The 13,724-nt window shown below is 70.5% G+C and carries 9 protein-coding genes; 6 read left to right on the top strand and 3 right to left on the bottom strand.

What is annotated here, in order from left to right; translation table 11 throughout:
* Positions 1–62 precede the first annotated feature (62 nt).
* The 3 genes from VD964_RS06440 to VD964_RS06430 all read right to left on the bottom strand — a co-directional run bounded on the left by VD964_RS06440 (position 63) and on the right by VD964_RS06430 (position 3,711).
* Positions 63–1,013 (bottom strand): ABC transporter permease, encoded by a 951-nt coding sequence (locus VD964_RS06440; RefSeq protein ID WP_324866738.1) that lies wholly within the window; start codon positions 1,011–1,013, stop codon positions 63–65.
* A 27-nt stretch (positions 1,014–1,040) separates the two neighbouring features.
* Entirely contained in the window at positions 1,041–2,546 is a 1,506-nt protein-coding gene (locus VD964_RS06435) for an ABC transporter substrate-binding protein (protein ID WP_324866737.1), read from the bottom strand.
* A gap of 127 nt (positions 2,547–2,673) precedes the next feature.
* On the bottom strand, positions 2,674–3,711 hold the full coding sequence (locus VD964_RS06430; RefSeq protein WP_324866735.1) for an NAD(P)/FAD-dependent oxidoreductase: 1,038 nt from the start codon (positions 3,709–3,711) through the stop codon (positions 2,674–2,676).
* 300 nt (positions 3,712–4,011) lie between these two features.
* On the opposite strand from VD964_RS06430, the gene VD964_RS06425 reads away from it, so the two are divergent.
* The 6 genes from VD964_RS06425 (at position 4,012) to addA (ending at position 13,597) form a co-directional block, all read left to right on the top strand.
* Complete coding sequence (locus VD964_RS06425; RefSeq protein WP_324866733.1) at positions 4,012–4,440, top strand: hypothetical protein; 429 nt, start codon at positions 4,012–4,014, stop codon at positions 4,438–4,440.
* A gap of 55 nt (positions 4,441–4,495) precedes the next feature.
* Entirely contained in the window at positions 4,496–4,978 is a 483-nt protein-coding gene (gene tsaE, locus VD964_RS06420; protein ID WP_324866731.1) for a tRNA (adenosine(37)-N6)-threonylcarbamoyltransferase complex ATPase subunit type 1 TsaE, read from the top strand.
* On the top strand, positions 4,978–6,006 hold the full coding sequence (locus VD964_RS06415; protein ID WP_324866729.1) for an aminoglycoside phosphotransferase family protein: 1,029 nt from the start codon (positions 4,978–4,980) through the stop codon (positions 6,004–6,006). Before tsaE ends, VD964_RS06415 begins: the two co-directional genes overlap by 1 nt.
* Position 6,007: 1 nt before the next feature.
* The gene (locus tag VD964_RS06410) at positions 6,008–6,748 is read left to right on the top strand and encodes a nucleotidyltransferase family protein (protein ID WP_324866727.1); all 741 of its coding nucleotides are present in this window, start codon (positions 6,008–6,010) and stop codon (positions 6,746–6,748) included.
* A gap of 188 nt (positions 6,749–6,936) precedes the next feature.
* Positions 6,937–9,915, top strand: a complete 2,979-nt coding sequence (gene addB, locus VD964_RS06405) for a double-strand break repair protein AddB (RefSeq protein ID WP_324866725.1) — start codon at positions 6,937–6,939, stop codon at positions 9,913–9,915.
* Positions 9,916–10,075: 160 nt separating this feature from the next.
* Entirely contained in the window at positions 10,076–13,597 is a 3,522-nt protein-coding gene (addA, locus tag VD964_RS06400; protein WP_324866723.1) for a double-strand break repair helicase AddA, read from the top strand.
* The last annotated feature ends 127 nt before the right edge of the window (positions 13,598–13,724 follow it).

Below are 13,724 nucleotides of genomic sequence, written 5' to 3'. Positions count from 1 at the left end.
CTCCCGCCAAAGGCGGGGGAGGGTTAGGGAGGGGGCAAAGATCCGCACCCCGACACCCCGCCTCACGACGACACCCCTTTCGGCCGCGGGTCGGCCAGCGCGCAGGCAATGTCCACCACCGCGCTCACCACCACCACGAACAGCGCCAGCAGCACGACCACGCCCTGCACGACGATCAGGTCGCGCTGGCCGATGGCCTGATAGAGCAGCCGGCCGAGCCCCGGCAGGGTGAAGACATTCTCCACCACCACCGCGCCAGCCACGAGGAAGGAGATCTGCAGCCCCAGCACCGTCGCCACCGGGATCAGGGCATTGGGCAGAGCATGGCGCAGCAGGACCGCCGTGCGGCCCACCCCCTTGGCGCGGGCGGTGCGAACATGGTCCTCGCCCAGCGTGTCGAGCACGGCGGTGCGGGTGACGCGGGCGAGGATGGCGGCCTCCGGCACCGCCAGCGCCAGGGCCGGCAGCACCAGCGCATGCAGCGCCGGACCGATGCCGCCGCCCCATCCCGGAAATCCGCCGGCCGGGAACCAGTGCAGGGTCAGCGAGAACAGCAGGATCAGCAGGATGGCGATCCAGAAGCTGGGCATCGACACGCCCAGCTGAGCGAAGCCCAGCACCGCCCAGTCCCCGCCCCTGCCCCGCCGCGCCGCGGCATAGAGGCCGAGCGGCAGGGCCAGCATCGTGCTGATCGCTAGCGACAGCAGGGCCAGCGGCAGGGTCACCGTCAGCCGTTCCGCCACCAGCTCCGTCACCGGACGGGCATAGGTCAGGCTGACGCCGAGGTCGCCGCGTGCCAAGTCGCCGGCCCAGTCGAGGTAGCGGGTAAGGATCGGCTGGTCGAGACCCATCTGGCTGCGCAAGGCGGCCAGCGTGTCGGGCTGGGCATTGACGCCCAGCATCAGCAGCGCCGGGTCGCCGGGAACCAGCTGCAGCACGGTGAAGACCACGACGGTGGCCAGCCAGACGGTGACGATCAGGCTGACCAGCCGTCGCAGCAGGAAAGCGAGCACGCGGGGTCTATCCTTACTTGCTCGACGCTATTTCCAGGCGGCGTTGGTGACGTCGTTGGCCTGGACCGGGCGGTTGACCCACATGCCGGTCAGGCCGGCCTTCTGCACCGTCACCGACGGCAGCATGAACAGGAAGCCGTTGACCGCATCCTCCGCCAGAATCTTCTGCTGCTCGCCATAGAGCGCGTTGCGCTTGGCCGGATCCTGGCTGCGGTTCAGCTCTTCGTTCACGGCGTTGAAGCGCTCGCTCTTGTAGTTGAAGTAATAGTCGGGCCGGGCGTAGATGTCGATGTCCAGCGGCTCGGTGTGGGCGATCATGGTCAGGTCGTAATCCTTGCCCTTGAACGTCTTTTCCAGCCAAGCCGCCCATTCCACCGGCTCGATCTTCGCGCGGATGCCGACTTCCGCCAGCATGGCGGCGACCAACTCGCCGCCGCGACGTGTATAGGGCGGCGGCGGCAGGCGCAGGGTGGTGTCGAAGCCGTTGGGATAGCCGGCTTCCGCCAGCAGCGCCTTCGCCTTGGCCGGGTCGTAGGGGTAGAGGCCGGTCAGGTCGACATAGCCCTCGCGGTGCGGCGGGAAATGGCTGCCGATGGCGGCGCCGTTGCCGTACAGCACGCCCTCGATCAGCGTCTTGCGGTCGATGGCGTGGGCCATGGCGCGGCGGACGCGGACATCGTCGAAGGGTTTGCGGGCGTTGTTGGTGGACAGGACCGTCTCACCCTCCGTCGAGCCGACCGTCACCGTGAATTTCGGATCGTTGCGGAACTCCGGCAGCGCTTCGTAGGTGCTGAACAGGGTGAAGGCGTCGATGTCGCCGGCCTTCAGCGCCGCCACCTGGGCGGCGGGGTCGCTGACGAAGCGGAAGGTCACGCGGTCGAGCTTGGGCTTCGCCCCGTCATAGTCGGGGTTGCGGACCAGCACGACCCGGTCGCCGGCGACCCAGCGGTCGAATTTGAAGGGACCGGTGCCGACGGGCTTCTGCTTGTTGGTCGGCGCCGATTCCGGAGCGACGATGGCGGCGTCGCCGCTGGCCATGTGGAACAGGAACAGGCCGTCGGGCCGCGACAGGGTGACGACCACCGTCTGCGGGTCCGGCGTTTCCACCTGGGCGATGGGGGAGAAATAGGCCTTCTGCGCGTTCACAGAATCCGCGGCGCGGGCGCGGTCCAGGGTGAACTTCACGTCGGCGGCGTCGGCGGCGGTGCCGTCATGGAACTTCGCATTCGGGCGCAGGGTGAAGCGGTAGGTCAGCCCGTCTTCCGAGACGGTCCAGCGCTCCGCCAGGCCGGGGACCAGCTTGCCCTCGCCATCGACGCGCAGCAGCGGTTCGAACAGGTTGGCGTAGGTGACCTCCTTGATGGCGCCCGCTGCACCGGCGGTCGGATCGAGGTGCGGCGGCTCCAGCGCCATGCCGACGACGAGGTCGGTGCGCGGCTGGGCCAGGGCCGTCTGGGATGCGGCGGCCAGCGCCAATCCGGCGATGGCGGCCAGGCTGAAGCGATGGGTGAAGCGCTGCTTGGCGGTCGACATGATGGCAAACTCCCCCGTCTCGTCGTTCCCGACGTTTTCGTTGCCGCGATGATGCGGTGCGGCGCGGGAGAGCGCAAGCGAAGCCCCACCCGCTTTCCGTTAGGCCCGCGGGTGGGGCGCCTGAGGATCAGGCCGCGCCGGGCACGCCCTTGGAGGTGGAGTATTCGAAATGCAGCGCCTCGCCCGGATAGACCAGCGGGCGGATGGAGTGGGCGGCCTGGGCCGCTTCGGCGAAGCCGCAGAGGATCAGCTTCAGCTTGCCGGGATAAGTCGCGATGTCGCCGATGGCGAAGACGCCCGGGACGTTGGTGGCGCAGCCGGGCTGGGCCACCGCGATGTGGCTGCGCTCCAGGTCCAGGCCCCAGTCGGCGATGGGGCCGAGATTCATCGACAGGCCGAAGAAGGCCAGCAGCGCGTCGGCCGGCAGCGCCTTTTCCTCGCCGTCCAGCGTGGCGACGCGCACGGCGGTCAGCTGGCCGTCCTCGCCGTCCAGGCCGGAGAGCTGGTAGGGCACCACCATCTCGATCCGCCCCTCGCGCACCAGCGCGTCCATGCGGGCGACGCTTTCCGGCGCGGCGCGGAATTTGGGGCGGCGGTGGACGACATAGACGCGCTCCGCCACGTCGGCCAGGGAAATGGCCCAGTCGACCGCGCTGTCGCCGCCGCCGGCGATCACCACCTTCTTGCCGGCGAAGTCCTGGCGGCGGCGCACCATGTAGAAGACCGACTTGCCCTCATAGGCCTCCAGCCCGTCGAGCGGCGGGCGGTTGGGGCCGAAGGCGCCGCTGCCGGCGGCGATGATCACCGCCTGGGCGTCGATCTTCGTGCCGATGCTGGTCTCCACCAGCCAGCGCCCGCTGTCCTGGCGGGTCAGCTTCTCCACCTGCTGGCCCAGGTGATAGGTGGGCGCGAAGGGGGCCGCCTGCTCCGCCAGCCGGTCGATCAGGTCGGCCGCCTCGATCGAGGGATGGGCCGGGATGTCGTAGATCGGCTTTTCCGGGTAGAGCGCCGTGCACTGGCCACCGACCATGTCCAACGCATCCACCACATGGCAGCGCATCTTCAGCATGCCGCATTCGAACACGGCGAACAGGCCGACGGGGCCGGCGCCGACGATGACGACATCGGTGGTGAGGACGTCGTGGCTGGATGCGGTCTGCGACATGAAAGCCAATTCCTTGAGACGGGGTGCCGGGTGGAGGATGATGCGGAAGGGTCGGCGAACGGTCCTTCCATTGTCCGCATTTCCCGGCCGGGTCAACCCCCCGCAAGGGGAAAGCGGTGCTGTGTCGCGTGTGAGTCAGGACGGTGGGGTGTCTGGACCCGAATACAATTTTGCATAAATTCGCTTAAATTTGTCGATTGCGTGCCGGAGAGTGCAAGGCGGACAGTGGAAGCACGCGACGGATGGCCAGGATTTCCATCCCGGAGGCCGGTCCGGATGCCAGTCGGGTGGAGGCCCGGAATGAAGGAACTTCGCTGTCTGGTCTTCACCGACCAAGAGGTGGTGCGGGCCGTGCTCGACCGGCGCCGCCGGGTGAAGGATCCGTTGCCGGTCGGCACCGTGTCCAAGGTCGCCTACCACCGCAACGAGGGGCCGGAACAGGAGGGCATCGAAACCCGCCTGACCATCACCGACGATGACGGCGCGGTGACCGAACTGGTGCTGGCCGACACCGAGGTGACGGCTGCGCTGGTCGGCTATTGCATGGGCCGGCGCATCCCCCTGCCGGTGGCGTCGGACAAGATGCTGCACCTGATCAACGGCGCGCTGACGCTGATGATCACCATGAACTTCAACAAGGCGCCGCGGCTGGTGGTGGCCGGTGCGGCGGAAGGTGCGGGATCGGGTGCGGGGGACCGGCTGTCGCCGAAGCGCCGGGTCGGCCGCTGACCCACCCTTCTTTACGGCTTGCGGGCGGGCGGCGGCTTCGCACAGTATCCGCGCCATGTCGGACATCTCCCCCTACACCGTCACCGTACCGCTGCCGGACGAGGCCGCCACCGCGGCGCTGGGCCGCCGGCTGGGCGTCCTCCTGCGGCCGGGCGACCTCGTGGCGCTGCGCGGCGATCTCGGCGCCGGCAAGTCGGCGCTGTCGCGGGCACTGATCCGCAGCGTCACCCATGAGGACGCCGAGGTGCCGTCCCCCACCTTCACCCTGGTGCAGACCTACGACACCGCCATCGGGCCGGTCTGGCATTTCGACCTCTACCGTTTGTCAGGGCCGGACGAGGTGTATGAACTGGGCTGGGACGACGCGCGGGCCGAGGCGGTGGCGCTGGTGGAATGGCCGGACCGGCTGGGTCCGCTGCTGCCGCCCGACCGGGTGGAGGTGAAGATGGAACATGACGGGCCGGACGCCCGCCGCGCCACGCTGACCGGCCATGGCACGCTGGCGGCGCGGGTGGCCGCCGGCGACTGGACGCTGTGATGGGTGACGTGTCTTCTGCACGAGAAGCGGAGATCGCCGCCTTCCTGGTTGCCAACGGCCTGTCCGTTGCCGTGCGGGAACCGTTGGCCGGCGATGCCTCCGCCCGCCGCTACGAACGCCTTCGCAAGGCCGATGGCGAAACCCTGATCCTGGTGGACACCCCCGCCCCGGCAGAGGATCTCGTCCCCTTCATCGCCATCGGCGCCGAACTGGCGGCCATCGACCTGTCGGTTCCCGTCGTGATCGCATCGGATGTGGAACGAGGGTTGGCGATCCAGGAAGATTTCGGAAGCGAAACTTTCTCGCGCCTGCTGGCCGATGGTGCCGATCCGCAACCGCTCTACGGGGTGGCGACCGATGCGCTGATCACCATCCACCGCGGCTGGCCGGAGGGGGCGGCGGAGCGGCTGGGCCTGCCCGTCTATGATCCGGCGCTGTTCATCGCGCAGACGCGGCTGTTCATCGACGCCTATGTGCCGGTGGTGCTGGGGCGATCCTTGAGCGAGGAGGATCGTTCCGATTTCGATACGGCTTGGCGCACGGTGCTGGAGCCGGTCTGCGCCGGTGCGCCGTCGCTTCTGCTGCGCGACTATCATGTCGACAACCTGATGCGGTTGCCGCGGCCGGGAGTAAATGCTGCCGGACTGATCGACTTTCAGAGCGCGGGCTGGGGACCTCGGGCCTACGACCTCGTCTCCCTGCTGGAGGATGCGCGGCGCGACGTGGCGCCCGATCTGGCCGAGGCGATGGTCGCGCGCTATCTCACCGCTTTCCCCGATACCGATGCCGCCGCCTTCCGCCGCGCCATGGCGATACTGGGGGCGGCGCGCCACACGCGGATCGTTGCCATCTTCGTCCGTCTGGCGCTGAGCCAGGGGCGGCGGTCCTACCTTGTCCATCTGCCGCGGGTCTGGCGCCTGCTGGAGGCACAGCTGGCGAAGCCGGAGCTTGCACCGGTCGCCACATGGTTCGACCGCCATCTGCCGCCAGCCGCCCGTACCGCCTTCGTCGTTCCGGAGACGATCTGAGATGACCGTGACCATTCCCGACACCGCCATGGTGCTGGCCGCCGGCCAGGGCCTGCGGATGCGCCCGCTGACCAACCACATGCCGAAGCCGCTGATCCCGGTGCTGGGCAAGCCGATGCTGGACCATGCGCTGGACCGGCTGGCCGCGGCCGGCGTCGGCCGGGCGGTGGTCAACAGCCACTATCTGGGCGCGATGATCGGGGAGCACCTGAAGGACCGGGCGGCTCCGGCCATCACCCTGTCGCCGGAGGATACGCTGCTGGAGACCGGCGGCGGGGTGAAGAAGGCGCTGCCGCATCTCGGCACGGCGCCGGTCTATACGGTGAATGCCGACATCTTCTGGCTGGACGGGCCGGTTCCGGCGCTACGCCGCCTGGCCGCGCATTGGAACCCGGCGGAGATGGACGCGCTGCTGCTGTTGATGGCGACGACCAAGTCGGTCGGCTATGACGGGCTCGGCGACTATCACATGGACCCGCTGGGACGCCTGACCCGCCGGGCCGAGCGCGAACTGGCGCCCTTCGTCTATGCCGGGGTGCAGATCGTGAAGCCGGAACTGTTCGCGGCGGACACGCCGGACGGTGCCTTCTCCACCAACCTGATCTGGAACCGCGCACAGGCGTCGGGTCGGCTGTTCGGCCTTGCCCATGACGGGCTGTGGTTCCACATCGGCACGCCCGCCGGGCTTCGGGAAGCGGAGGATCTGCTGGCCATCGGCGGCGTGCGGGCGGTGGCGCATTGAGGGCGTAGAATAAGGTACAATCGATGGGGAGTTTTGCCCCCACCTTGATCCTCCCCCGCTGGGCGGGGGAGGAGACTGCCGCCACTCTCCCGCCCAAGCACTTACCCCCTCCCCCGCATCGGACGGACCTTCGGTCCGCCGAGAGCGGGGGAGGGTTGGGGTGGGGGCAAGCGATACACGGACCTTCCATGCTTCCCGATAGCTCCACCCACCCCAAAGTCTACAGCATCCCCGCGGGTGCGCCCTTCGTCGACATGCTGGCGGCGGGGATCATGGAGCGGGTGGGCGGCGACCCGATGGCATTGGCCGGGGTCACCGTGCTGCTGCCGACGCGGCGCGCCTGCCGGGCGCTGCAGGCGGCCTTCCTGCGCCGCTCCGGCGGACAGCCGACCTTGCTGCCGCGGATGGCGCCGTTGGGCGAACTGGATGCCGGTGACCTCAGCCTGACCGAGGAGGAGTTGCCCGACGTCCCGCTCGACCTGCCGGAGGCGATCTCGCCCTTGAACCGGCAGATGACGCTGGCGCGGCTGATCCTGGGCGCCGACGGGCTGTCGGCGACCACGGCACAGGCGGTGCGGCTGGGTGCCGACCTGGGTCGGCTGATCGACGCGGTGTGGACCGAGCGCGCCGGCTTCGAGAAGCTCGAGTCGCTGGTGCCGGAGAATTATGCCGAGCATTGGCAGGTCACCCTGAAATTCCTGCGCATCGTCACCGAGGTCTGGCCCGCCATCCTCGAGTCGGGCGGCGAGACCGACCCCGCCAAGCGCCGCAATCTGGCGCTCGAGACGCAGGCCGCACTCTGGCAGGCCGCCCCGCCGCCGGGCATGGTGATCGCCGCCGGCTCCACCGGCTCCATCGCTGCGACGACGGAACTGCTGGCGGTCATCGCCCGGCTGCCGCAGGGGGCGGTGGTGCTGCCGGGCCTCGACACCGGGGCCGACGACACCATCTGGGACGCCATCGCCGGCGACGAGTCCCACCCGCAGCATGGCCTGTCGCAGCTGATCCATCTGCTGGGCGTCGAACGCGCCGAGGTGCAGCCCTGGACCGACGCGCCGGAGCCGCGCGGCGCCCGCGCCCGCCTGATCGCCGAGGCGATGCGCCCGGCGGCGACCACCGAAGGATGGCGCGAGCTGTCCGGGGTCGATGCCTCCGCGCTCGACGGGCTGACCCGCATCGATGCCGCCACGTCGGAGGAGGAGGCGCAGGTCATCGCGCTGCTGATGCGCCATGCGCTGGAAACGCCGACCAAGACCGCGGCGTTGATCACCCCCGACCGCAACCTGGGCCGCCGGGTCGCCATGGCGCTGGCGCGCTGGGGCATCCTGGTCAACGACTCCGGCGGCCAGCCGCTCGCCCACACCGCGGTCGGCACCTATCTGCGGCTGACGGCGGAGTTGGTGGCGAGCCGCGTCCATCCGCTGGCCCTGCTGGCGCTGGCCAAGCACCCGATGGCGGCGGGCGGCCGCGACTCGGCGGATTTCCGCGCCGCCGCCCGCGCGTTGGAACGCGTCGTGCTGCGCGGCCCCCGCCCGGCGGAGGGCTTCGACGGCGTGCTGGCGGCGCTGGAGCAGACCGAGCGCTTCGACCATGAGGAGCAGCAGGAGTTCCTGCGCACTTGGCTGGTCGATATCGGCCAGCGTGCCGCGCCCTTCCTTGAGGCGCTGACCAGCGAAACGCCGCTGGCCGACCTCGTGCGCGCCCATGTCGCCTTCTGCGAATCGCTGGCCGCCGACGACGAGTTGACCGGGGCGGAGCGGCTGTGGCGCCAGGATGACGGCGAGGAGGCGGCGCGCTTCGTCCACGACCTGCTGGACGCGGCCGAAGGCTTCCCGGCGATCCCCGCCAAGGATTACCCGGCGCTGCTCGATGCGCTGATGAGCGCGCGGGCGGTGCGTCCCCGCTATGGCCTGCACCCGCGCCTGTTCATCCTGGGTCCGATGGAGGCGCGCCTCCAGCATCTCGACCTGACCATCCTGGGCGGGCTGAACGAGGGCACCTGGCCGCCGGCGGCATCCGCCGATCCCTGGATGTCGCGGCCGATGCGGCGCGATTTCGGTCTGCCCAGCCCGGAACGGCTGGTCGGCATGTCGGCCCACGACTTCGCCCACGCCTGCGGCGCGCCGGAGGTGGTGCTGACCCGCGCCGCGCGGGTGGAAGGCACGCCGACCGTGCCGTCGCGCTGGCTGCTGCGGCTGGAAACCGTGCTGAAGGCGCTGGGGCTGGACGGTGCCATCGAAGAGCGCGGCGCCTGCTGGCTTGGCTGGGCGCGCGGGCTGGACGAGCCGGACCGGGTGCAGCCGGTGTCGGCGCCGGAGCCGCGCCCGCCGCTGACCGCCCGGCCGCGCAAGCTGTCGGTAACGGAGGTCGAGACCTGGATGCGCGATCCCTACGCCATCTATGCCCGGCATGCCCTGCGGCTGCGGGCGCTCGACCCCATCGCCGCCGATCCGGGCGCGTCGGACCGCGGCCAGATCATCCATGACACGCTGGATGCCTTCGTCCGCGAGTATCCCGGCCTGCTACCGCACGATGCGCTCGACCGGCTGATCGCGCTGGGGCGCGAGCGCTTCGGCCCGCTGCTGCGCAGCCACCCCGACGTCTGGGCCTTCTGGTGGCCGCGCTTCGAGCGGGTGGCCGGCTGGTTCGTCGATCTGGAACGCGAGCGCCGCCCCCGAATCCGCCCGCTGGCGACCGAGGTGCCGGGCCGGCTGGAGCTGTCCGGCCCCGGCGGCCCCTTCACCCTGACCGCCAAGGCCGACCGCATCGACCGCGGCCCCGACGGGCTGGTGGTGATCGACTACAAGACCGGCACCCCGCCGAGCGCGCGGGAGATCGAGCTGGGCTTCGCTCCGCAGTTGCCGCTGGAGGCCGCCATCGCCGCGGCGGGCGGGTTCAGCGGCGTGGACAAGGGCGACGTGGCGGAGTTGACCTTCTGGCGCCTGTCCGGCGGCGACCCGGCCGGCGAGGAAAAGCCGGTGAAGGGCGACCCGGCGGCATTGGGGGAAGAGGCGAGGGCCGGGCTGGAGGCGCTGATCGCGCAGTTCGACGACCCCAGCACCCCCTACCGCTCCCGCCCGCGCCCGGCAATGGCGCCGCGCTACACCGACTACGCGCATCTCGCCCGCGTCCAGGAATGGTCGTCGGGCGGCGGGGAGGGGGAGTGATGCGAATGAGCGCAATTGGCGAGACTCTCCCTCTCCCCCCTGGGGAGAGGGTCGGGGTGAGGGGGACGCATCTCGTGCTTTTCCCAAAGGTCCTGCGGCGCATCCCCCTCACCCTAACCCTCTCCCCGGGGGGGAGAGGGGATTTTTGGACGCTGTGCCCATGACCATGACCGATCTGCCCCCCCGCAGCCTGCCGCTCGACCCCAACGTGGCGCAGCGGCGGGCGTCCGATCCGACCGCGTCGGTATGGGTGGGTGCCTCGGCCGGCTCGGGCAAGACCAAGGTGCTGACCGACCGGGTGCTGCGGCTGATGCTGTCCGGCACGCCGCCGGCGCGCATCCTGTGCCTGACCTTCACCAAGGCCGCCGCGGCGGAGATGGCGATCCGCATCAACCGGACACTCGGCCTGTGGGCCACCCTGCCCGACGAGGCGCTGGAGGACCGGCTGGCCGACCTGTGCGGCGAGCGGCCGAGTATGGAGGCGCGGCTGAACGCCCGGCGGCTGTTCGCCCAGGTGGTGGACTGCCCCGGCGGCATGAAGATCCAGACCATCCACGCCTTCTGCCAATCGTTGCTGCGCCGCTTCCCGCTGGAAGCCGAGCTGGCGCCGCATTTCGACGTGATGGACGACCGCACCGCCGACGGGCTGCTGACGGAGGCGCGCGACGCCGTGCTGCATGCCGGCCGGACCGAGCCGGACAGCCCGCTCGGCCGCGCCATGGGCCGGCTGACCGGCGACCTGAACGCAGAGGATTTCGCCGATCTGCTGGCGGAGTTGGCCAGCCAGCGCGGGCAGGTGGAGAAGCTGTTCGAACGTTTCCATGGGCTGGATGGGCTGATCGACGCCATCCACGACCGGCTGGGGGTGCCGGCGGGCGTGACCGAGGAATCGATCCTGACCCACGCCTGCCATGACGACCAGTGCGAGCCGCCGGCCCTGCGAGAGGCCTGCCAAGCCTTGTCGGGCGGCAGCGCCGGCGACCAGGAACGCGGCATCGCCATCCAGCACTGGCTGGACGCCGCCGACCGCCGGGTCCGCGCCTTCGAGGCTTACAAACGCCTGTTCCTGACCGCCGAGGGCAGCCCGCGCAAGACGCTAATCACCAAGAAGCCGGCCACCGCCTACCCGCAGGCGCTGCTGTCCCTGCAGAAGGAGGCGGAGCGGCTGGTGGAAATCGCGGAGCGGGTGAAGGCCGCCGGCGTCGCCGCCTCCACCACCGCGCTGCTGACGCTGGCGCAGGCAATGCTGGACGCCTACCGCGAGCGCAAGGCGGCCCGCGCCCTGCTGGACTACGACGACCTGATCCTGGCGGCCAACCGGCTGCTGAGCGGCAAGGACGGCACGCCGCGGGTGCCCTGGGTGCTCTACAAGCTGGACGGCGGCCTGGACCATATCCTGATCGACGAGGCGCAGGACACCAATCCCGACCAATGGGCCATCGTCGCGTCGCTGGCCGGCGAGTTCTTCGCCGAGTTGGAGGCCGCCGCGCCGGACGGCAAGATCCGCACCGTTTTCGCTGTCGGCGACGAGAAGCAGTCGATCTTCAGCTTTCAGCGCGCCGATCCGGCGGAATTCGCCCGCATGCGCCGCCATTTCCAGGACAAGGCGGAGTCGGCCGAGCGGCTGTGGGCGGGGGTGGACCTCGACATCTCCTTCCGATCCACCGCTGCGGTGCTGGAGACGGTCGATGCCGTCTTCGCGTTGGACCGTGCGCGCGACGGCGTGGCGTCGGATGCCAGCCCGGTGATCCGCCACCGCGCATTCCGCCGCGGGCAGGCCGGATTGGTCGAGCTTTGGCCGCCGGTGAAGCCGGCCGAGGTGATCGAGACGCCGGCCTGGGCACCGCCGGTGGCGCGCGAGTCCGCCGACTCGCCGTCCGCCCGCCTCGCCTCGGTCATCGCGGCGACGGTGCATCGCTGGATCGACAGTGGGGAGAAGCTGGAGGCCAAGGGACGGCCGGTGCAGCCCGGCGACGTGATGGTGCTGGTCCGCCGCCGCACCGCCTTCGTCACCGAACTGGTCCGCGCGCTGAAGGACCGCGGCGTGCCGGTGGCCGGTGTCGACCGCATGGTGCTGACCGAACAGCTGGCCGTCATGGATCTGGTGGCGCTGGCCGATTTCCTGCTGCTGCCCGACGACGATCTGACGCTCGCCACCGTGCTGAAGGGGCCGCTGATCGGGTTGACGGAGGAGGAGTTGTTCCGCGTTGCCCATGGCCGGCGCGGCACGCTGTGGCGCTCTCTGGTGGCGCTGGCGGAGACGGAGCCCGACTTCCGCCCGGCGCGGCGCTATCTGGGCGATCTGCTGGCGCGCACCGACTTCTCGGCGCCGTACGAGCTGTTCGCCGGGCTGCTGAACCGGCCCTGCCCGGCCGACGGGCGGTCAGGACGGCGGGCGATCCTGAAACGGCTCGGCCCCGACGCCCAGGACCCGCTTGAGGAGTTCCTGGCCGTCTGCCTCGCCTTCGAGAAGACGGAACCGCCGTCGCTGCAGAATTTCCTCGCCTGGCTGGCGGCCAGCGACGCGGAGATCAAGCGCGAGCTGGAACAGGGCGGCGGTACCGTGCGGATCATGACCGTCCACGGCTCCAAGGGTCTGCAGGCGCCGATCGTCTTCCTGCCCGACACGCTGGGCAGCCCGACCCAGAGCCCGCCGATCCTGTGGCCGGACGACGACTGCCCGGTGCCGCTGTTCGCCGCCCGTCGTTCCCAGGAGGACGGGCTATGCGCCGAGGCGCGGGCGCGGGCCAACCGGCGGCGCGACCAGGAATACCGCCGGCTGCTGTATGTCGCGCTGACGCGGGCCGAGGACCGGCTCTACATCTGCGGCCATCAGGGCAAGCGCGAGCCGTCCGACGAGTGCTGGTACCGGCTGGTCGAGGAGGCGATGCGCGAGAACGGCGTGCCGCATGACTTCGACTTCACCGGCCTGTGTCCCGACGGCTGGGCCGGGGAGGGCTGGCGGCTGGTCGGCGCCCAGACCGCAGCGGTGCCGCGCCATGTCGAAACGGAAGAGAGCGCGTCCGCCGAGCCGCCGCCGCCCTGGATCGCCGAGCCGGCCCCGAGCGAGCCGGAGCCGTCGCGCCCGCTCACCCCGTCGCGGCCGGATGGCGAGGAACCGGCGGTGCGCTCCCCGCTTGGCAACGATGACGGCCAGCGTTTCCGCCGGGGCCTGCTGGTGCACCGGCTGTTGCAGACGCTGCCCAATCTGGCTGAGGAGGCACGCGAGGCCGCTTGCCGCCGCTTTCTCGCCCGGCCGGCGCACAAGCTGACGCCGGAGCAGCAGGACGCCATCGCGCGGGAGACGCTGGCGGTGCTGAGCCATGCGGAGTTCGCGCATCTGTTCGGCCCCGGCTCGCGGGCGGAGGTGCCGCTGGTCGGCGTGGTGGCGCTGGGTGACGGCAGCCGGGCACTGGCCGGCCGCATCGACCGGCTGGCCCTGACCGGGGACACGGTGTGGATCGTCGACTATAAGACGAACCGGCCGCCGCCGCAGGATCTGGAAGACGTGCCAATGGTTTACCGGAGGCAGATGGCGGCCTACCGCGAGGCGTTGCGGGCGGTTTACCCTGGCCGCCGGGTGCGCTGCGTGCTGTTGTGGACCGATGGTCCCTACACCATGGAGCTGCCGCCCTCGGTGCTGGACGCGGCGGCGGCGGGACTGGCCCCGCGGACGGGGTGAGAGGTGGCCGGCGGGTCCCCCGAAAGATGGGGTGACTTGACCGGCCGGGCGCCTCCGCCCTACATTTTGCTCAATTCCACTGACGGGGCGATGGCCGCCGGCCTTCCACAACCGGTCCGCGGCGCTT

This window comes from Azospirillum sp. (genome assembly GCF_035628975.1).
GTDB lineage: Bacteria > Pseudomonadota > Alphaproteobacteria > Azospirillales > Azospirillaceae > Azospirillum.
Note: the sequence above shows the minus strand (reverse complement) of the source record. Positions and strands in the feature narration are given on the sequence as shown.

Excerpts from the sequence above, each read along its gene's own strand:
- VD964_RS06435 (WP_324866737.1), bottom strand. The coding sequence starts at position 2,546 with ATGTCGACCGCCAAGCAGCGCTTCACCCATCGCTTCAGCCTGGCCGCC.
- VD964_RS06430 (WP_324866735.1), bottom strand. The coding sequence starts at position 3,711 with ATGTCGCAGACCGCATCCAGCCACGACGTCCTCACCACCGATGTCGTC.
- VD964_RS06425 (WP_324866733.1), top strand. The coding sequence starts at position 4,012 with ATGAAGGAACTTCGCTGTCTGGTCTTCACCGACCAAGAGGTGGTGCGG.
- tsaE (WP_324866731.1), top strand. The coding sequence starts at position 4,496 with ATGTCGGACATCTCCCCCTACACCGTCACCGTACCGCTGCCGGACGAG.
- VD964_RS06415 (WP_324866729.1), top strand. The coding sequence starts at position 4,978 with ATGGGTGACGTGTCTTCTGCACGAGAAGCGGAGATCGCCGCCTTCCTG.
- VD964_RS06410 (WP_324866727.1), top strand. The coding sequence starts at position 6,008 with ATGACCGTGACCATTCCCGACACCGCCATGGTGCTGGCCGCCGGCCAG.
- addB (WP_324866725.1), top strand. The coding sequence starts at position 6,937 with ATGCTTCCCGATAGCTCCACCCACCCCAAAGTCTACAGCATCCCCGCG.
- addA (WP_324866723.1), top strand. The coding sequence starts at position 10,076 with ATGACCATGACCGATCTGCCCCCCCGCAGCCTGCCGCTCGACCCCAAC.